A 21997-nucleotide genomic window follows, 5' to 3' on the forward strand; every position below is an offset into this window, starting at 1 on the left:
AATATATTTGTCAGTTAAATATATATAAATTTATGTATGATTAATGTTTAATCCTTCTATCTATAATAACATAAAAGAGGTAAGACATTTAACGCTTGTAATCATTTCAAAGGGCACGTGAATGTCATTTCACTTCAAAACATTCAACCGCAATTCACCTTTCAAAATATTTACCTGAGCGCTTGTCTTAACCTCTTTGTTTAGTACAGAAATTATTAAATTTCAGAAATTACTGGAATAATCATTGGACGACGTTTTGTATTTTCAAATAAAAGCTTACTAATTTGATCACGCATGTTTTGCTTAATTTCAGACCATTCGATACGTTTCTCTTGTAAACCTAGTTCAACGATTTCACGGACTTTTTCTTCAGCTTCATTTAATAAAGCTTCGCTTTCTCTTACATATACGAAACCTCTAGATTGAATTTCTGGGCCGGCAGCAATTCGTCTATTTTTAGGATCAAGTGTTACAACTGCGATAAAGATACCATCTTCCGCTAACAAATGACGATCTCTTAGTACGATATTGCCGACATCACCGACTCCGATACCATCAATTAATACATTACCAGAGTGAACTTTTTCATTTAAAATCATTTCTTCTCCATCGTAATTAACTACGTCGCCTTTTTCGACAAGAAAGATTTTTTCAGGCTGCACGCCTGCTTCATTTGCTAATTTAGCGTGTGCAATCTGCATTTTAAATTCACCGTTAACTGGAATAAAGTACTGAGGTTTCATAATATTAATCATCATCTTCAATTCTTCCATACAACCATGGCTTGAAGTGTGAATCTTTTTACTATTTGGAATGATTTCTGCACCAGCACGTACTAATTCATTAAGTGTATTTCCGACAATCACTTCCATATTAGCAGAAGCAGTGATAGCTAAAAATACAGAATCTCCTGGTTCAATATTCATTATTTTGTGTTTTTTCTTAGCCATTTGGCTTAAAGCTTCTACAGGCTCACCTTGCATACCAGTAGCAATAATAATGACTTCATTTTTAGGATAATTCTCAACTTCATTAATTGGAATTAATAAGTCTTTTGATATATCGAAGTAACCCATTTTTCTAGCAGTATTGAAAGAGCTCTCTAATGAACGACCTAAGAATGACACTTTTCTATTTAATCTTTGTGCAAGATTTAAAACTTGTTGAATACGAATGAAGTTAGATGCGTAGCAAGACACAATTAGTCGGCCTTTAACTTTTGTAAACGCATCATACATATGTGATTCAATTACATTTTCAGGTGTATTGTATCCAGGTTTCTCTGCTTCAGTAGAATCACTGATTAACGCAAACACTCCCGCTTCACCAATTTCAGTCATTTTCTTTAAGTCTGGTGCATAATGCCCTTGTAAACTTTGGTCAAATTTAAATTCACCTGTATATACAATTGCACCATATGAAGTATGAATGCATACACCTAAACTATCTGGAATACTGTGTGTTGTATTAAAGAATGTTACATTAACACCTTTGAAGCGCATGATAGATTCGTTATTAACCGTATAATATCTTACTTTTTTATTAATATTGCGTGCTTTCATATTCTCTTTAATTAAAGCTATTGTAAGTTTCGATCCATAAACTGGTGCATCAACTTGTTCTAATACATACGTAACAGCACCAATTGCATGTTCGTGACCATGCGTTAAAAAGATTCCTTTTAATTTATCTTTGTTCTCAATAACGTATTGAATATCTGGTATAACAATATCTACACCTAACATCTCATCTTCTGGGAACATTAAGCCAGCGTCAAGCATGAACATTTCGTCATCTACTTCGACGACATACATATTTTTCGCTATCTCTCCAACTCCTCCGAGTGGAATGATGCGAATATTTTTATTATTTTTCTTTATTAAACTCAAAATGTTACCTCCTATTTAAATTCCCGTCCATATATAAACTCATAATTTATTATAAGTTAAAATAGGCTTTATGTACACTATTAAAGTAATAACCGATATAGTTTAAAAACTTATAAATGTAATCACAATTTCATTAAGTTAAATTGCTTAAGTCGAAATTAAGTGAAAATTTCATAATAACTTAAAATATTTATAACAAATCATATATTGTATGGCAATAATTTAATAATACTGAAATTTTATGTATAACTTTATTTTAAAGATGTAATCATTGATTTTTATATAATAAAAAAGAAACTAGTTCATACTGATTTAAGCATGCTTCTACAATAGAATTAACGGCATTCTACTATAAAAGCACAAATCAATAACTAGCCTCTAATTAAAAGAATTCAATGTAATTTGATTTTACAACAAGACTTTGTGAGATGCATTAACTCGTCCTTGTTTATCAATTTCAGTTACTTTTATTTTAAATGTGTCTCCAACTTTCAACACATCTTCTACTTTTTCAATGCGTTCATTAGCAATTTGTGAAATGTGAACAAGCGCATCTTTACCTGGGAACAATTCAACGAAAGCGCCGTATTTCTCAATACGTTTTACTTTTCCTTCGTATACTTGGCCAACCTCTGCTTCACGCGTGATATCTTCTATAATTTTACGCGCTTGATCTATTGCATTCTTATCAACGGCACCAATAAATATTGTACCATCTTGCTCAATGTCTAATTTAACGCCAGTTTCATCAATAATTTCATTGATTTTCTTACCACCTGGTCCAATTACATCTCTAATTTTTTCTGGTTTAATTGTCATAGTTACCACTTTTGGCGCAAATGCGCTTAATTCGTTACGCGGTGTATCAATTGTTTGTAACATATGATCTAGAATTGCAAGACGACCTACGCGTGCTTGCTCTAAAGCTTCTTTAATAATTTCTTTTGTTAAACCATCAATTTTGATATCCATTTGAATAGCAGTAATACCTTCAGATGTTCCGGCAACTTTAAAGTCCATATCACCTAATGCATCTTCCATACCTTGAATATCAGTTAAGATTGTATAACTATCATCGCGTGTTACTAAGCCCATTGCAATACCTGCTACTGGTGCTTTAATTGGTACACCGGCATCCATTAATGCTAACGTAGAGCCACAAATTGATGCTTGTGATGAGGAACCATTTGATTCTAAGACTTCACTGACAATTCTCACAGTGTAAGGGAAATCTTTTACATCAGGAATAATATGGCTTAGTGCACGTTCACCTAAAGCACCATGACCGATTTCACGACGTCCTGGAGAACGTACAGGTCCTGTTTCACCTACTGAATAGTTAGGGAAATTATAATGATGCATAAAGCGTTTTTGTTCTTCTTCGCCTAAACCGTCAAGAATTTGATATTCGCTCATAGAGCCCAACGTTAATACTGAAAGTGCTTGTGTTTGTCCGCGTGTAAATAATCCCGAACCATGTGCTCTCGGTAATACACCAACCTCAGATTCAAGTGGACGAATTTCATCCGTTTTACGGCCATCTGGTCTGATTTTTTCTTCTGCTATTAATCTTCTTACTTCTTCTTTGACTAAATCATTTAAAATGCTATTAACTTCTTTAATTAACGCTTCATTGTCAGCATCAGTTTCATCGATAAATTCAGCTGCAACTTTTTCTTTTAAATTATCTAAGTTAATATCACGTTGTTGTTTATCAAATGTTAAAACAGCATCTTTCAAACCGTTCGCTTCAGTCAATTGAGTAACTTTTTCTACAAGTGTTTCATCTTTTTCAACAGGAACAAATGCTTTCTTCTCTGGTTGAATATGATCAACAATTTCTTGTTGGAAATTAACTAAACGTTGAATTTCAGTATGTCCAAAGAAAATACCCTCTAACATTTCACTTTCAGTTATCTCACTAGCTCCGGCTTCAACCATGTTTACAGCATCTTTATGACCAGCAACTTCTAAATCTAAACGTGACACTTCTTTTTGTGCAACTGTTGGATTGATAATGTACTCTCCATCAATATAACCAACATTCACACCAGCAATTGGCCCTTGGAACGGAATGTCAGAAACACTTAATGCCATTGATGAACCTATCATTGCTGCCATTTCAGGAGAACAATCAGGGTCTGCACTTAATACCGTATTCATGATTTGAACGTCATATTTATAACCTTTAGGGAATAATGGACGAATTGGTCTATCGATTAAACGCGCAGTTAACGTCGCTTCATCACTTGGGCGACCTTCACGTTTTTTGAATCCGCCTGGGATTTTACCAGCAGCATACATTTTTTCTTCATAGTTAACCATTAATGGGAAGAAGTCACCATCACGCGGTTCTTTTGAAGCAACCGCAGTTGATAAGACAACTGTATCACCATAACGAACGAGTACAGCACCATTGGCTTGTTTAGCAAGTTGACCAGTTTCAATCGTCAATGATCTGTTTGCCCATTCAGTTTTAAAAACTTTTTTCTCTTGAGACATTACAAATCTCCTCTCATATATCTAATAGTACTATCATATCATTTCTTAGAAAATTTTTATATTAGTATATTATTTTTTAAAAATGCTCATTTCAAATTATAAAAAAGGAGCAGGATAGAAATCTAATAATTCAAATAAGATTTCATTATCCCACCCCAAGCAAAGATGAGTGGAAAAAGCATTTAATTTCTTGTATAAACACTACTCGCATTATAAATCAAGTCACTTATATTAGCAGTAGTATGTTTTACAAATACTTTTCCAAATCTGCCAGTGCCTATATCAAAGTTGAGGCTGAGACATTTAATTATGCCCCAGCCTCTATCAATATACGCCTTAAAAATTAACGACGGATACCTAATGATTTAATTAATTCACGGTAACGTTGAACATCTTTACCACGTAAATAGTTAAGTAAGTGTCTACGACGACCTACCATTTTTAATAATCCACGACGTGAATGGTGATCTTTTTTGTGCTCACGTAAGTGTTCATTTAATGCAGTGATTTCTGCAGTTAACACAGCGATTTGAACTTCTGGAGAACCAGTGTCCGCTTCGTGTGTACGGTATTCTTTAATTAATTCATTTTTACGCTCTTGTGAAATTGCCATTGTCAATTTCCTCCTTTAATTTTTATTCGCCTCTATCCGAGCAAATCGTCGGAGTTTCGATGTGCCAAGGTAAAGGTGCTAAAATGTGTTATAACACATTCGACTTAAATATTATATGACACTTCATCGCCAAAATCAACCGATAACAAGTATTTCGCTTTTTCTTTATCTTTATTCATTTGTTCCACTAACGGATCAATACCATCAAATTTAATTTCAGGCCTCAAATAATGATGCCAAAAAACTGTAACGCGTTCACCATAAATATTATCTCCAAAACCAAATAAATTTACTTCGATTACAACTTGAGCTTTAGAAGGATCATGAAATGTTGGTTTTACACCAACATTAGCAACTCCTCTATAAATTTGTTTATCAGCACCTATTTCCATGCTAACTGCATAAACACCATTCTTAGGTAATACATAATCACCACTTGGTTGTACGTTTGCAGTAGGAAAGCCAATTGTTCTACCTCGTTTCTCCCCTTGCACAACCGTACCTTTAATACGATAGCGATAGCCTAATTCATCATTAGCTTTTTGTAACTCTCCAGTTTTCAATGATTTTCTAATATCTGTAGTAGAAATTTTTTCCGAATTAATTTCTTGTTTACTTACTACAGTCGAATTAAATTCAGTCATTTCATCTAAAATCATCATATTGCCTTTGCCATATTTTCCGAAAGTAAAGTCAAAACCAGCAATGACTTCTTTAACATGATTCTTGATGATATAGTCTTGTATAAAATCCTCTGCACTTACTTCTGCAAACTTAGATGAAAAATTAATGACAATACAATAATCAATATCATAAGATTCTAGGATTTCTATTTTATCTTGAATCGGCGTTAAATAATCAGTTCGCTTTAGTTTAGGATTTAATACAACAGAAGGATGTGGATCAAATGTCATTACTGCCTTTTTTAGATTCGCAGCTTCTGCTTTTTGATTTAAAATATCAAATACTTTTGCATGGCCTTTATGCATCCCATCAAAAAATCCAAAAGCCATAGCAACATCTTCTGTTATATATTGTTCTTCCTGAATTGGATGAGTTACTTCTATCACTTTCATGCGTATTTCTCCTTTAGTTAAACACCTTTTTAGGTTTAATTTCATCTTTTTTCTCTGGATGAGGTTCATAAATTGCTAACACTTTTTGTGTTTTCTCATCTACCATTGTAACCATATCGTCTATATTTTGCTTGAACATTGCTTTTTCAAATTTTTGACCGTTCAAAATTTTAGACTTAATATTTTCTTCTGAAATTATAATTTGTGGTAAACCTTTCAAACCATATTCTATAGGAAATAGTTTGTCTTGTAATGATTCATGCTCATGTAATGCTGCTACATCATTTAAAGTTAAACTGTCATCAATGTCAAATCCACCACTCTGTGTACGTGTTAACTTCGACATATGCGCAGGTAATTGTAACGCTCTGCCTATATCTGTTGCAAGTGTGCGAATATATGTACCTTTCCCACATTCTACAATTATATCAAATTGGCAGTTTTTGTCGTCAAAACGTAGTTCAGATGTACGTTTGATTCTATATACATTCACCTGACGTTTAGGTCGTTCAACTTCCTCGTTATTTCTAGCATATTCGTATAATTTTTTGCCATTAACTTTTACTGATGAATACATTGGTGGTATTTGTGTAATAACACCTTCAAATTGTTTAAGTATTGTATCAACATGTCCTGTAGTAATTTCACCACTTAATATATCTTTCTCTTCTATCACATCGCCAGTTTGGTCTTCAGTAGTGGTTGCGCTGCCTATGCAAACTGTCGCTTCATAAGTTTTACCCATTTCCATTATGTAATCACTAACTTTTGTAGCAGCTCCTATACATATTGGTAACACACCCGAAACTTCAGGATCTAATGTCCCAGTGTGTCCTACTTTTTTAGTTTTTAATATTTTTCTTAACTTAAAAACCACATCATGACTTGTCAATCCACGGTCTTTAAACACAGGTAATATACCATTATACATTCTTATTTCACCTTCAAAGTTTGATTTTATAAATCTTTAATTTCATATTAACATGAAATTATTATTAAAAAGTTATGTAAAAAGAGCGGGACAGAAACCAAAACTAACTTTGGTTTCGTACTCCCGCCCCACAATATTATCAAAATATCTAGTTAAGTAATCTCATTACAACTTAGAATTAATTCGACAATTGCGCAAGTTCTAATTAACAGCATGAACATCATATGCAATATGGATGTGCTAGCTATTAAGAAAGATTAATCTTTCTTATGCAAATCTTGAATCATTTGTTCTATCTTATTACCATAGTCGATTGATTCATCATATTCAAAGTTTAACTCAGGAATAATTCTAAGTCTCATTCTTGAACCAAGCTCAGATTTTATAAAACCTTTGGCCTTTTCTAAACCTTTAAATGTGTCTGCTTTTTGTTTTTCATTTCCTAAAACAGTTAGATAAACCGTCGCAATGGATAAGTCATTAGTTAATTGAACTTCTGTAATTGTTAAGAATCCAATTCTTGGATCTTTAACTTTATTATTAGCGATATCCATGATTTCTTGTTTCATTTGTTCGCCTACGCGTTCTGCTCTCATATTCATTATATTTCACCTCTCATTGTTTATAAGTCCGTTAATCTTTCCCTTACTTACAGATTATATGACAGTTTATTTCATAACGTCAAACAAATTTCACTTATACAAACCCCAAAATAAAATATTGCAAATAGATAGCACTGTTAAAAAGGTAAATTGTATAGTATCAATAAAATTTAAACATCTTATGACAGTTGGGCATAATTTTATTCCCTAACTGTTAAATTTTGTAATAATTTTTCATAGAAACGCTATAAATTTCATTTTAAATTGCCTAACTGTTATGTTTTTGTGCCTTAGCGTTAAATTCAATTCACAAAACTTTGTAATAAAACATTCCTTTACTATTCATGTGATTAAAAATAAAATATTACACATTTTATAATTTATAATGGTATACTTCTAGGGAGCGAGATAGTATCTATATATTTTTTAAAATATATTATCGCCTTCCCTCATATGCATGACTTAAATTAACAAACGCACACATAAATATATAAGCACCTCTAGCTTTAATTAGCAGATTACATGCATTATTGCTTATGCTTAAGTGCCACTTTTAACGGTCAGGTCATTTTAATAACCTGGCTTATTTTCAAAATAATAGGAGCGTATATTATTGGAGAAACCAGAACGCCTTTTGTATATTTATACACGATTTTTGAACGGAAAAGCATTGAATAAAGAAGAACTCGCACAGCGACTCAACGTAAATGTAAGATCTATCCAACGAGATATAAGTGACATAAATAATTTTTTATATGAAGATCAAGAATGGCATGGTCTAGAAGGTCAAATTGTATATGACAAGACCATAGAAAAACATCGTTTGAAAATTGACAGGTATAAATTTAAGAACAATAGGTTACTTAATTTGATTTTTCGTATGAAAAACTTTACACCCATAATTCATGAAGATACATACAACCTTATAAGAGGGTTAAATGCCAATTCAAACTTAGCAGAAAAACTATTGTCTAATAAAATGTTAAGTCAATTCAATATACATCGCGAATTTAGTGAATCAACTTTAATCTTTAGAATACAATTAGCGATTGAAAACAATCATAAAATTTCTATTCAACTACAAGAAACCCATGTTACAGACATCATCCCTATTTATACACGTTATTTTGCCGATAAATATTGGTTCACTTATTTAACCAACGGAGAAGTGCACACTCTCGATTTGTCTGTTGTAAAAGAAGTAGAACAACTTAACGATGTTTATGACCAATCTGTATTTGAAGGTATTAACAGTGTGACTATGCTTATTCAAGATCATATATGGCCAAAAATTGAACGCCAGTTTATCATAGTAAACACTAAACTTGTAGATAATGGGCGAATTGTAGATATCATTATTTCAAAAGAAGAAAGCATGCACATTGCTTATGAACATCCAAATCAAATCACATTACTAAAGCCTCAACATTATGTCGATGATTTCAAAGTAATTATAAAATCATTGTTCAACTCTTACAATATTTAAATTAATTAACAAAAAATCATTTGTTAAATAACCAACGTTTGTAATTTCTCTCGACAACAAAGTTTCCATAGCTCAGTGAACTACAAAACATCATAAAAATAAGAAAACGTCAATTTCTATAATCCCAATAGAAATTGACGTTTGTACTTTATACGTGATGGTATTTAAATTCTACTCTTTCATATATGTTTATTATGCTTACTAGATAACTAGTCACAACACATGTATTCAGGTAATAGCATTTTCTACTCATACATAGATTAATTGATTAATATTACTACTTTTTTAGACACTTTATCAATTTACTAAATTTGTCTTTCCAAAGTATGTTGTAATTTTTTAATTTTTTCATGAAAATCAGAGTCCCCATTTTCACGTGCCACTTTTTGTTCTTGATTCCATCTATAATATTCAATTTTACTAAGTTCTTGCTTTTTCTTGATACGAAGACGGTGTTCTCTATAACTCAGCACATTACATACTGTAAGATGACGGTTTTGTTTCGATGATAATACGAATAAATGATCAATTAAATACTGACATAATTCACTATCTGCAAAGTTCTTAAATATAGAAATATATAGTTCCTCTTCACTTACGATATAAATACGTGGCTTGTCATCTTTGAGCATTTTTATTAATAACTCATAATTTTTTATTTGTGATGGAAGTTTATGATTAAATGTTAAAAAATCTTTAGGTATACCTGCAGAATGTCCAGTCTGATATGGAAAGAAATTGAGAACCATAACCCTGTTAGGATCGATATTAAATTGCTTTAATGTCGACGCATTACTATATAAATATTTCACAAACCATCTATGTCTATCTATATAAGGTAAAAATAATTTTTGTCCATTAAACAATAATTTACCTTGAATGTCTAATAAAATTCTTTTTCTATATTCAATTGCTTCATCATTAGCTAGATTTAATTGGTATGTTTGAAAATCATTTTCTGGTTGTTTTTTTAATATTACTATATCTGCAATTTCTGGATTACCAAAATAAGGCCTTGCAATAGCTGGATTTAAATCTGCATTTTCAAATGTGACTCTTTGTCTATCTTTATTTAAAGTAACTTTTCCATTCGCAAAGTCTATCATTTTTTTGAACCTTGGAATTTCAGTAAAATTATCTCCGAAATGTTTTTGAAAATAAGCATAATCCATAGGATGTAAAAACGCTATTGTATCATTATTTTTAATAATTGCCTTTAAAGTTGATTCGTCATAAATAGAGTTATACTGACTAAAATATTGTTCCCAAAATTCATTTATATCTTTTAAATATTCACTCATCATTTATAACCTCCCATTTAACTTGATTATAATTAAAAGGATAGACAACTATTGTCAGTCTGCCTCAATAAGTGTACATTTATAATATTTTTTAAATCTAATTTACAACTATAAAAAGGTATATAATTTATATAAATTAATATGTCAACGTTTGCAAGATTCAATTTTTATAATTTATTATTTTTAAATAAAGAAAAATATACATTAGTGTATTGTGCGTAATCTAACGTTATTCACTTGTTAAATTACGCACGTTTTCATTAATTGTTAACAAACTACTATAAAGAAATAATTAATGAAAATGAGACAAAAAAACAAAGCAAACAACATAATATAAGTTTGCTTTGTTTCTAATATATAAGTTTATTTCTAAAATAGAAATATAATTAAAGGTTAAAAGTTATCTTTTAATTTCAACCATTTCGAACGCTTCAATAATGTCGCCTTCTTTTAGGTCATTGAATTTTTCAACTGTTATACCACATTCATAGCCTTGAGCTACTTCTTTAACATCATCTTTGAAACGTTTTAATGTGTCTAATTCACCTTCGAATTGTACTACACCGTCTCTGATTACACGAACACCCGCATTACGTGTGATTTTACCATCTATCACATAACTACCAGCAATCGTACCTACTTTAGAAACTTTGAAAGTCTGACGAACTTCTGCTTGACCAATAACTTGTTCTTCAAATTCTGGATCTAGCATACCTTTCATTGCAGATTCAATTTCTTCGATAACGTTATAGATAACACGGTGTAAACGCATATCTACGCCTTCATTATCTGCAGCTCGTTTCGCACCAGTATCAGGACGCACATTAAAGCCGATAATGATACCATTTGAAGCGTTAGCAAGTGTAACATCTGATTCATTAATTGCACCTACTGCAGTATGAATAATTCTTACATTAACGCCTTCGACATCTATTTTCATTAATGATGCTGCAAGTGCTTCTACTGAACCTTGTACATCACCTTTAATAATGACGTTAAGATCTTTCATTTCACCTTGTTTCATTTGTTCGAACAGGTTATCTAATGAAACGCTCTTACTTTCTTGACGTTGTTGCATCACATTAGCTTCATGACGTGCTTCACCGATACGTCTTGCTTGTTTTTCATCTTTGAAGACAACAAATCTATCACCAGCTTGTGGTACATCGTTAATACCAGTAATTTCTACAGGTGTAGAAGGACCAGCTGACTTAATACGTTGACCCAAATCATTTACCATAGCACGGATTCTACCATAAGTATTTCCTACTACTAGTGAATCTCCAACATTAAGCGTTCCGTTTTGAACTAATAATGACGCGGATGGTCCACGTGATTTATCCAATTCAGCTTCAATCACAGTACCCACAGCATGCTTGCTTGGATTTGCTTTTAATTCTTGAACTTCAGAAGTTAGGACAATCATCTCTAGTAAGTCTTCAATACCATCTCCACTTAAAGCTGAAAGTGGTACGAAAATTGTATCGCCACCCCAAGCTTCAGGAATTAAACCATATTCTGTTAATTCTTGCATTACACGGTCAGGATTAGCTGTTGGTTTGTCAACTTTGTTTACAGCAACAATTGTAGGCACCTCTGCTTCTTTAGCATGGTTAATCGCTTCAATTGTTTGTGGCATTACACCATCATCTGCTGCTACTACTAAAATTGTAATATCTGTAACTTGGGCACCACGAGCACGCATTGTTGTAAATGCAGCGTGACCTGGTGTATCAAGGAATGTGATTTTTTTGCCATCATTTTCAATTTGATATGCACCGATATGCTGCGTAATACCACCTGCTTCACCAGCAGTTACTTTAGTATGACGAATTGAGTCTAATAATGTTGTTTTACCATGGTCAACATGTCCCATGATTGTAACAACGGCTGGACGCTCAATGCCATTTTCTTCGTCAGCTTCATCTTCAAAATAAATTGATAAATCTTCTTCATCAATAATAACTTCTTTTTCAATTTCTACGCCATAATCATCTACGATTAATTCTAATGTTTCATCATCTAAAGATTGATTAATGTTTGCCATTATGCCTAGTAAGAATAATTTTTTAATAATACCTGATGAATCTATATTTAATTTCTCAGCAAGTTCACCTACAGTTATACCATCGTGATACGTAATTTTAGAAGGTATTTCCTTTGGCTCTTCTTGTTTAGGTTGTTTAGGTTGTTTATTGTTTTTATTAGTATTCTTATTATTTTTGTTATTTTTCTTGTTGTTTGGTTTATTATTTTGATTACCTTTGTTACCTTGATTATTTTTATTGTTTGCCGTTGATTGTTTATTTTGAGCACTTTTCTGCTCTGATTTAGCAGCTTGCTGTGCTTGTTCTGGTTTATAGATTTTATCTAAAGCCTTAATTTGATCGTCTTCTAACGTTTGCATGTGGCTAGTTACCTCAACGTTCATTTTAGCTAACTCATCTATAATATCTTTACTTTTTAATTTTAAATCTTTTGCGTATTCGTAAATTCTTTTTTTACTCATATAGTCACTCCTTACGATATTCATCAATCATTGACAATAACTTTTTAGCAAAGCCTTGATCAGTGATTCCAATGTTTACACGTTCTGCTTTCCCTAAAGCTTGTCCTAATTCAGCTCTCGTTCCAAATATGCGTAATGATATATGGTAACTTTCACATTTGTTCTGTATCACTTTAGTTGTGTTATCAGAAGCATCAGTTGCAATGATTACGAGCTTTAACTTGTTCTTTTTTAAATCATTTAAAATGACAGATTCACCTGTTTTAACTTTTCCAGCACGCATTGCCAAACCTAAAAAATTTACGATGTTCTCTTTGGTCATTTAGGAATCTCTTCACGATAAATAAGACGTATAATTTCTTTATAAACAGGTTCTAGTGTCTCAGCATCAGCTTTATAGTATTTTTCTAATACACCTTTTTGCTGTGCCTCTTCTACTAATTTAACATCTTTTGATACATATGCACCACGACCTTGTTGTTTTCCAGTTGCATCAGCAAAAATTTCGCCTTCTTTGTTTATCACAACTCTTATCATATCGTTTTTCGGATGCATTTCATTTGATAGTATACATTTACGCATTGGAATTTTTTTCTTTTTCATAAAGTTTCACTCCAATTTATTTTTCAGTATCTACATCTTCTTCAATGACTTCACTTGTAACATCTTCAGAATGTAATACTTCTGTGTCAACTGTTTCTGAAGGCGCGTCATCTTCTTCAATGATACCTTCATCAGTTGGATAAACGCCTGCTTCTCTTGCATCAGTTTCAGATTTAATATCAATCTTCCAACCTGTTAATTTTGCAGCTAAACGCGCATTTTGGCCACGTTTACCAATTGCTAAGGATAATTGATAATCTGGTACGACAACAATTGTAGATTGGTTTGCTTCATCAACAATAACTTGTAAAACTTGTGATGGACTCAAAGCATTTTTCACAAATATCTTTGGATCTTCGTTCCATTGAACGATATCAATTTTTTCTCCACCAAGTTCTTCTACTACAGCTTCTACACGAGCACCTTTAGCACCTACACATGCACCAACTGCGTCAATATCAGGATTATCAGAGTGTACACTAATCTTAGAACGGTCTCCAGCTTCACGTGCTACAGATTTAACAATTACTGTACCATCAAATATTTCAGGTACTTCTTGTTCAAATAAACGTTTTAGTAAACCTGGGTGACTTCTTGATACATAAATTTGTGGGCCTTTTGTAGTTTGTTCAACCTTGTTTACGTATACTCTAATTCTTTCATTTGGAATATAACTTTCATTTGGACTTCTTTCCGCTTCAGATAACACAGCTTCAGTACGTCCTAAATTCACATAAACATAGCGATGATCTACTCTATCAATTAAACCTGTTACGATGTCATCTTCTTTATCGATAAATTCATCATACAAGATTTCGCGCTCTGCATCACGTAAGCGTTGCATCACTGCTTGTTTAGCCGCTTGAGCACCTACACGTCCAAAGTCATTTGGTGTGACATCTTCTTCATAAATATCACCAATTTCATATGCAGGGTTTTTAACAAGTGCAGTACTCAAATCAATTTCTTCTCGATCATCCATTGATTCTTCTACAACTTCTTTACGTGCGATAACATGAAATGTACCTTTATCCATATTTAATTCAACACGCACACTTCTTGCGCTATCATAATTCTTCTTATAAGCAGTGATTAAAGCTGCTTCTATAGCATCAACTAACACTTCTCTAGGAATCTTTTTTTCTTTTTCTAAGTACTCAGTTGCTAATAATAATTCATTACTTGACACGACTTATCATCCTCCTTATCACGTTATATCATTACAGCGTGACGTGCTTTAGCGATCTTACTTCTTAATATTTCAACTTGTTTAGTTTTTGACTTATCCTTAACTTCCATAGTTATCATATCTTCATCAACAGATTTCAAAATACCTAACCATTCTTTAGAACCTTCAATTGGTGCATATAAAGATACAAAAATAGGTTTTGATACAGCATTATGGAAATCTTTTTCTTTTTTAATAGGTCTTTCTGCGCCAGGTGACGCAACATCTAAGTAATACATTTCTTGAATAGGATCTTCTGCATCCATAACTTCGCTGATTTTTTCAGAAGCTAACGCACAATCATTTAAGTCTACGCCGCCTTCTTTATCAATAGATACTCTTAAAAAATGGTCTTTTCCTTCTTTTGTAAACTCAACTTCTACTAATTCAAAATTTAAGTCATTAAGGACAGGTTGAATAATTGCTTCAACTTGTTCAGTTATTTTACTCATGCTGACCTCCTTTTTTGGCAAATAGAAAAGAGCGGGTATTATGCCCACTCTTCCTGCCTGAGTCTAATTTTTTAAGCACTGTTATTATATCATATGTTTATTTTCTATACAAATAACTATATTTTAAAAATCCCATAATGACAAGCTAGTCACTTTATTGTGCTATATTTCAAACATTTACAATATTTATTTCATTCAAGTATTGTTTCAAACAAATCATGATTAAGCTCAATCACTTTATCATTTTAGAGCACTAATTCCATAAATTTTTATTGAAAAAACGTAACCATTCAGTCTGTTCAAACTTATTTTAACTAGTAATATTACTAACTTTTTGCATTAACGATATAACACATCACATGTCAAAAATAGAAAGTTGAGCTTTATCTGGTAAGTTAGGTAACGAACCTAATTCATCTAAATACTCGATTACTTTTTGTGATAAACCAGCTTTCTTATTCAAATCTTCTTTAGACAAGAATGGTCCTTCTTCACGTGCTTCAACTATTCTTTGTGCAACATTTTCTCCGAGACCTGGAACTGATATAAATGGTGGGATTAAAGTATCACCTTCAATAATAAATTCAAAAGCTTTACTCTTTTCTAAACTAATCGGTTGCATACGGTAACCTCGTTGAGCCATTTCATTCATAATTTCCAGCACAGTTAATGTATCTTTTTCCTTTTTAGCCAAATCCATATATCTTGAATACATGTCCTTTACTGTATTACGAATACTTTCTTTGTCTTTAATCATTGATATTAAGTCAAAATCAGAGGCACGTACTGTGAAGTAACTTGCATAATAATACAATGGATAATGAACTTTGAAATAAGCAATACGTACCGCCATCAATACATAAGCGGCAGCATGCGCTTTAGGGAACATGTATTTAATTTTTCTACATGAATCTAAATACCAATCTGGCACTTCATTATCGACCATTGCTTCAACCATATCGTCTGTTAACCCTTTACCTTTACGCACAAATTCCATAGTTTTGAAGGCAAGTGATGGTTCTAAACCGTTATACATTAAGTAAACCATAATGTCATCACGACAACAAATTACGCTAGCTAAATCACATTTTCCAGAACGAATTAAATCTTGAGCGTTACCTAACCACACATCCGTACCATGTGAAAGACCAGAAATTCTAACAAGCTCTGAGAATGTGGTAGGCTTGGTATCTTCTAGCATTTGTCTAACAAATCCAGTACCAAATTCAGGTACACCAAATGTGCCAGTTTTACATAGAATTTCTTCTGAAGTTACACCCAATGGTTCTGGTGAACTAAATATACCCATTGTATCTTTATCATCAACTGGAATTGTTTTCGGATCAATACCAGATAAATCTTGTAACATACGTATCATAGTAGGGTCATCGTGTCCCAGAATATCTAATTTCAACACATTATCATGAATTGAGTGGAAATCAAAATGCGTCGTCATCCAAGATGAAGCTTGATCATCTGCAGGGAATTGAACTGGTGTAAAATCATATATATCCATATAATCAGGTACAACTATGATACCACCTGGATGTTGTCCTGTTGTACGTTTTACTCCTGTACAACCTTTTACTAGTCTATCAATCTCAGCACCTCTTTTATGGATACCTTGATCATTTAAGTAACCTTTAACAAAACCAAATGCAGTTTTTTCGGCAACTGTACCGATCGTTCCAGCACGAAACACTTTATCTTCTCCGAAGAGTTCTTTTGTATAATTATGTGCTTCTGGCTGATATTCCCCACTAAAGTTCAAATCAATATCTGGTACTTTATCCCCTTTAAATCCTAAGAATGTTTCAAAGGGAATGTCTTGTCCTTCTTTAATTAAGTCACAGCCACAAGATTCACACTTTTTATCGGGTAAGTCGAAACCAGAACCAACTGAACCATCATTAAAGAATTCACTATTTTTACATTCAGGGCAAATATAATGCGGTGGCAATGGATTTACTTCTGTGATTTCTGTCATTGTTGCTACAAAGCTAGACCCTACCGAACCACGTGAACCTACTAAATAGCCATCATTCAATGATTTTTTTACAAGTCTCTGTGAAATTAAATAAATAACAGAGAATCCGTTTCCGATAATACTTTCTAATTCTTTCTCTAAACGATCAATAACAATTTGCGGCAAGTCTTCCCCATATAATGCTATGGCATTATTATAACTCATTTCACGAATTTCATCGTTTGCGCCTTCCATTCTTGGCGTATACAAATCATCTTTAATTGGTACTACACGTTCAATTGAATCTGCTAATTCATTTGTATTTTTAATAACAAGTTCATATGCTTTTTCTTCGCCTAGAAAATGTAATTCATCTAACATTTCATCAGTTGTTCTAAAATGTGCTTCTGGTAAAGTGGAACGATTTAATGGATTACCTGGTTGTGAAGCAATTAAAATTTTACGTGCAATTGCGTCGTGTTCATTTAAATAGTGCGCGTTGCCTGTTGCAATTACAGGAATATTATTAACATCACCCGCTCTTATTAAACGATTATATATTTCATGTAATGTTTCATTATCTCTCACAAGTTCTCTATCGATTAAATCTTGATAGAGCGCTGGTGGTTGAACTTCAATAAAATCGTAATATTTAGCGATTCGTTCCACTTGGGATTGATCTTTTTGCATTACTGCTGTAAATACTTCACCTTCATCACAAGCTGAGCCTACTAATATCCCTTCACGATATTCATCTAATAGTGAACGTGGAATTCTCGGTGTACGATAGTAGTATTGAACTAACGAAGCACTTACAATTTTAAAGAGATTCTTCAATCCTTCTTGGTTTTGGACAATGAGTGTAACATGGTTAGGTCTCGCACGTTTATATGCATCCTCATTTGTTAAAGAAGTATTGATATCTTGATGATTATGAACACCAAGCTCTTCTAATTGTTTCAACATTTTTATAAACATATACGCTGTTGCTTCAGTATCATAAATCGCTCTATGGTGTTGAGTCAATTCAACACCGTATTTTTTAGCTAAGAAATTCAAACCATGCTTACCATATTCAGTATTAATTGTTCTGGATAATTCTAATGTATCAATCACACCGTTTGTAGAAGCACCTATCCCTACATGTTCATAACCGGTGTCGATGAAGCCCATATCAAATGAAGCGTTATGAGCAACAAAGATTGCATCTCCGACCCATGATTTAAATTCTGTTAACACTTCTTCAATTTCTGGTGCATCTACTAACATATCATCAGAAATATGAGTTAAATTTTTAATCGTTTCTGATAAACGTTCATGCGGGTTACTAAAGCGTTCAAATTTATCTATGATTTCGCCATCTTTAACTTTGACAGCGGCAAGCTCAATAATCTTGTCGTATTGGTTAGATAATCCTGTCGTCTCCACGTCAAACACAACATAAGTTGCTGTTTTTAAATTGCAATCCTTAGGTTTATACGCTATTGGCACTCCGTCATCTACTAGCATACCTTCCATACCATAAATCATTTTAATGCCGTTTTTTTCTGCCGCAGCGTGTGCATCTGGAAATGCTTGGACAACGTTATGGTCCGTAACAGCAATAGCTTTATGTCCCCACTTAGCAGCTTGGTCTACATATGTAGAAATATTTGGGATACCATCCATTTGGCTCATCGAAGTGTGCAAATGGAATTCGACTCTTTTTTCTTCAGATTTATCTTGTTTTGTTGCTTTTTTAATTTCTTCTATGTCTGACATCATCATAACTAAATCTCGTACGAAAGTATCTTCTTCTATTCTACCTTGTGCACGCACCCATTTCCCTACGCTTAAAGCTTTAAAATGAGCTAAGTCATCTTTATTTTTACGCGTGAACATTTTTAATACGAGTGAATCAGTATAGTCTGTCACCTTGATTTCTACAATATGTCGGCCACTTTTCAACTCTTTTAGATTAATATCAAAAATAACACCTTCAACAGCTGCTTTAAACTCTTCTTCAACAATAGAATCAATTGTACGTACGTTCTCAATTTGAATTGGTTTACCAATTTGACATTTTGAAACAGCACTTTCGTTATTATCTTGTTGTTTCGCTTTTTCAGCTTTCATTTTTTCTAATTTTTCTGTTGCTTCACGTGCACTCTTTTCATCTTCTTCTTGTATGTGTGCCTCTAATGATGCTAAATCACCATCGTTTACCGCACTATCAGTTTCAAAAACAACTTTACTTATATTAAATCCACACTGTTGATATGCTGCAATTAAACTACCGTTACAAGCTTTATCAAAATGATCACGTTCAACATCGTTTTGGCACATCACTTTTAAAATATCTCCAGACATAATCAAACGCTTCTGCTTTAATTGGCCTTTAACTTTCGGTGATAACTTTGTTTGATCGATACAATGGCTAAAGTATTTAATCGCATATTCATCTTGATTAGCTTTATCTTTTATTGTAATATTGCACTTTACCTCGGCGATTGTTTTGAATTCTTCAGTAATTGCACTTGTGAAAAGTAAGTAATCTTCTATTGTTAAAAAATATGGGAACGTGATTTGAAATACCCATGAACGATCCACTGCTTTAACATCTACGCGTGTTAATTCACTTTTTGTTAATATTTCAGAATCCAAATGCTCTGCGATTTTAATTTGGTCAGCTAGGATTTTAAACTTTTCCTCGTTTGTCATTGACATGACGATAACCACCTTACTATTAATTACACTGTTTTACTTGTATATTATTAATTACATTTTATGACGGTGTATGTATTATTTTTCATTCTCTCTATTATAACTAAATATATTCGAAATTCTAATAGTTCAACTTATTTGATACAATGCATATTTTTACAAACAAATAAATAGGAGCGGGACAGAAATCAAAATTTTAAATTTGATTTCATATGCCCGCCCCCACAAGACTGAATAAATATTTAAAAATATCGAAACTACTATTTTTAAATATTAAACAGCTACTGTGTATGCTCAAACTTATACACATCAGCATTTAATGCTTTATTTTATTTCAGCCTCATGATTTTTTATAGGCATTTTCACCTATTTACATTAGCCATTATAACAAATTGTTATCGACTCTGCTTTCAAATTATATATTTGAATATAAGTCATTTACATAATTTGTTAAGTTATCAATGTGAACATCTTCACTGTCACCAGTATCACGACGCTTAACCTCAACGATACCTTCGGCAGCATTTTTACCAACAACGACACGTATTGGTAAACCAATTAAATCGGCATCATTAAATTTCACACCCGCACGTTCTTTACGGTCATCATATAATACATCAAATTGCTCTTTTAATTGTGTGTAAAGTTGATCCGCTAACTCACGTTGATCATCTTTTTTAGGATTAATTGTTATTAAATGTAAATCAAATGGTGTGATTGACTTCGGCCAAATAATACCATTTTCATCATTATTTTGTTCAACAATCGCACTTAATGTTCTAGAAACACCAATACCATAACAACCCATTAATAGTGGTTTAGCTTTGCCTTGGTTATCTAGGAATGTAGCATTCATACTTTCTGAATATTTTGTTCCTAGCTTAAATACTTGTCCTACTTCAATACCTTCGGCGAATTGAGCTAAACCTGAACCATCTACTAATGGCTCTCCTTCTAATATAAATCTGAAATCACCATATTCTGTAACTTCAAAATCACGGCCTACATTTGCATTCAATAAATGATAGCCATCTTCATTTGCGCCCACAACGATATTATTTAAATCTTGAATGTAATTATCGGCGTAAATCTTAATATCTTTATCGAAAATTGGACCTAAAGAACCTGGTTTTGCACCAAGTAGATTAACAATCTCATCTTCTGTTGCTAATTCAATGTTATCTGTGGCAAAGTATGCTTTTAATTTAATATCATTAATTTCATGATGACCACGCACTAAGACCATAATGAATTCTCCGTCTACTTTAAATATCATAGATTTCGTAATTTCATCTAATGGCTTTTCAAGGAATGACGCTAACTCTTGTGCAGTATGGACGTTAGGTGTTTCTATTTTAGTTAATGGTTTAACCTCATCGTGCTTTTCATTTGGTTGATAAACAACTTCTGCCTTTTCAATATTTGCAGCATAATCACTTTGGTCGCTAAATACAATCGTATCTTCGCCAATTTCACTTAATGCCATAAATTCATGCGTATGACTTCCACCAATTGCACCAGAATCAGCAACAACAGGTCTCGCATTAATACCCACTCGTTTAAAGATGCGACCATATGCATTGTACATATCTTGATATGAGGCATCTAAAGATTCCTCATCAGCATGGAAAGAATAAGCATCTTTCATAATAAATTCTCTGCCACGTAACAAACCAAAACGTGGGCGTTTTTCATCTCTGTATTTAGATTGAATTTGGAATAAAGTCATAGGTAATTGTTTATAAGATTTTAATTCGTCTCTTACTAAAGAAGTAACTACTTCTTCGTGAGTTGGCCCAAGGGCAAATTCACGACCATTACGATCTTGTAAACGCATGAGTTCCGGTCCGTATGCGCTCCAACGGCCAGATTCTTTCCATAATTCTGCTTGTTGCAATGCTGGCATTAAGATTTCCACTGCATCAATTCGTTCCATTTCTTCACGAACAACAGCCTCTATATTATTTAATACTCTAGCTGCGAGCGGCAAATAACTATATATGCCACTTGTACTTTGTTTGATTAAACCTGCTTTCAATAATAAACGATGACTTAATGCTTCAGCACCGGCTGGCACTTCTTTCATAGTAGGTATAAATACTTTAGACTGTTTCATTTATATACTTCTCTCCCTCT

At 32.8% G+C, this 21997-nt stretch carries 15 protein-coding genes; 1 reads left to right on the plus strand and 14 read right to left on the minus strand.

Going from position 1 to position 21997, the window contains the following annotated elements; all coding sequences use genetic code 11:
- Nucleotides 1-215: 215 nt before the first annotated feature.
- The 6 genes from rnjB to rbfA form a co-directional block, all read right to left on the minus strand.
- Nucleotides 216-1889 (minus strand): ribonuclease J2, encoded by a 1674-nt coding sequence (gene rnjB / locus ACM591_RS09350; protein WP_029377454.1) that lies wholly within the window; start codon nucleotides 1887-1889, stop codon nucleotides 216-218.
- Between the two features lie 408 nt (nucleotides 1890-2297).
- On the minus strand, nucleotides 2298-4391 hold the full coding sequence (gene pnp, locus ACM591_RS09355) for a polyribonucleotide nucleotidyltransferase (protein ID WP_029377455.1): 2094 nt from the start codon (nucleotides 4389-4391) through the stop codon (nucleotides 2298-2300).
- Nucleotides 4392-4734: 343 nt separating this feature from the next.
- Nucleotides 4735-5004, minus strand: coding sequence for a 30S ribosomal protein S15 (gene rpsO / locus ACM591_RS09360; protein ID WP_029377456.1), 270 nt, complete (start codon nucleotides 5002-5004; stop codon nucleotides 4735-4737).
- A gap of 104 nt (nucleotides 5005-5108) precedes the next feature.
- A complete protein-coding gene (gene ribF, locus ACM591_RS09365) occupies nucleotides 5109-6080 on the minus strand; it encodes a riboflavin biosynthesis protein RibF (protein WP_042362823.1) in 972 nt (323 codons plus the stop codon).
- A gap of 13 nt (nucleotides 6081-6093) precedes the next feature.
- Nucleotides 6094-7011 (minus strand): tRNA pseudouridine(55) synthase TruB, encoded by a 918-nt coding sequence (truB, locus tag ACM591_RS09370; protein WP_058625742.1) that lies wholly within the window; start codon nucleotides 7009-7011, stop codon nucleotides 6094-6096.
- A 257-nt stretch (nucleotides 7012-7268) separates the two neighbouring features.
- Nucleotides 7269-7616, minus strand: coding sequence for a 30S ribosome-binding factor RbfA (rbfA, locus tag ACM591_RS09375; RefSeq protein ID WP_029377459.1), 348 nt, complete (start codon nucleotides 7614-7616; stop codon nucleotides 7269-7271).
- A 610-nt stretch (nucleotides 7617-8226) separates the two neighbouring features.
- On the opposite strand from rbfA, the gene ACM591_RS09380 reads away from it, so the two are divergent.
- Nucleotides 8227-9099 carry an HTH domain-containing protein gene (locus ACM591_RS09380; RefSeq protein ID WP_029377460.1) on the plus strand — a complete coding sequence of 291 codons (873 nt, stop codon included), beginning with the start codon at nucleotides 8227-8229 and terminating at the stop codon, nucleotides 9097-9099.
- Between the two features lie 305 nt (nucleotides 9100-9404).
- Here the strand turns inward: ACM591_RS09380 and ACM591_RS09385 are convergent, their stop codons facing one another.
- The 8 genes from ACM591_RS09385 to ACM591_RS09420 all read right to left on the minus strand — a co-directional run bounded on the left by ACM591_RS09385 (nucleotide 9405) and on the right by ACM591_RS09420 (nucleotide 21977).
- Nucleotides 9405-10403: a hypothetical protein gene (locus ACM591_RS09385; protein WP_069796592.1), complete on the minus strand. Its 999-nt coding sequence runs from the start codon at nucleotides 10401-10403 to the stop codon at nucleotides 9405-9407.
- A gap of 397 nt (nucleotides 10404-10800) precedes the next feature.
- Nucleotides 10801-12909, minus strand: coding sequence for a translation initiation factor IF-2 (gene infB, locus ACM591_RS09390; RefSeq protein WP_326026839.1), 2109 nt, complete (start codon nucleotides 12907-12909; stop codon nucleotides 10801-10803).
- Between the two features lie 4 nt (nucleotides 12910-12913).
- Nucleotides 12914-13231, minus strand: coding sequence for a L7Ae/L30e/S12e/Gadd45 family ribosomal protein (locus tag ACM591_RS09395; RefSeq protein ID WP_017724303.1), 318 nt, complete (start codon nucleotides 13229-13231; stop codon nucleotides 12914-12916).
- The gene (rnpM, locus tag ACM591_RS09400; protein ID WP_029377463.1) at nucleotides 13228-13512 is read right to left on the minus strand and encodes an RNase P modulator RnpM; all 285 of its coding nucleotides are present in this window, start codon (nucleotides 13510-13512) and stop codon (nucleotides 13228-13230) included. Before rnpM ends, ACM591_RS09395 begins: the two co-directional genes overlap by 4 nt.
- A 16-nt stretch (nucleotides 13513-13528) precedes the next feature.
- Nucleotides 13529-14701, minus strand: coding sequence for a transcription termination factor NusA (gene nusA, locus ACM591_RS09405; protein ID WP_029377464.1), 1173 nt, complete (start codon nucleotides 14699-14701; stop codon nucleotides 13529-13531).
- Between the two features lie 23 nt (nucleotides 14702-14724).
- Nucleotides 14725-15192: a ribosome maturation factor RimP gene (gene rimP, locus ACM591_RS09410; protein ID WP_029377465.1), complete on the minus strand. Its 468-nt coding sequence runs from the start codon at nucleotides 15190-15192 to the stop codon at nucleotides 14725-14727.
- 355 nt (nucleotides 15193-15547) lie between these two features.
- A complete protein-coding gene (locus ACM591_RS09415; protein WP_186335277.1) occupies nucleotides 15548-19864 on the minus strand; it encodes a PolC-type DNA polymerase III in 4317 nt (1438 codons plus the stop codon).
- Between the two features lie 412 nt (nucleotides 19865-20276).
- Complete coding sequence (locus ACM591_RS09420; protein ID WP_029377467.1) at nucleotides 20277-21977, minus strand: proline--tRNA ligase; 1701 nt, start codon at nucleotides 21975-21977, stop codon at nucleotides 20277-20279.
- Nucleotides 21978-21997 lie beyond the last annotated feature (20 nt).

This window comes from Staphylococcus sp. Ze2 (assembly GCF_048568365.1).
Taxonomy (GTDB): domain Bacteria; phylum Bacillota; class Bacilli; order Staphylococcales; family Staphylococcaceae; genus Staphylococcus; species Staphylococcus xylosus.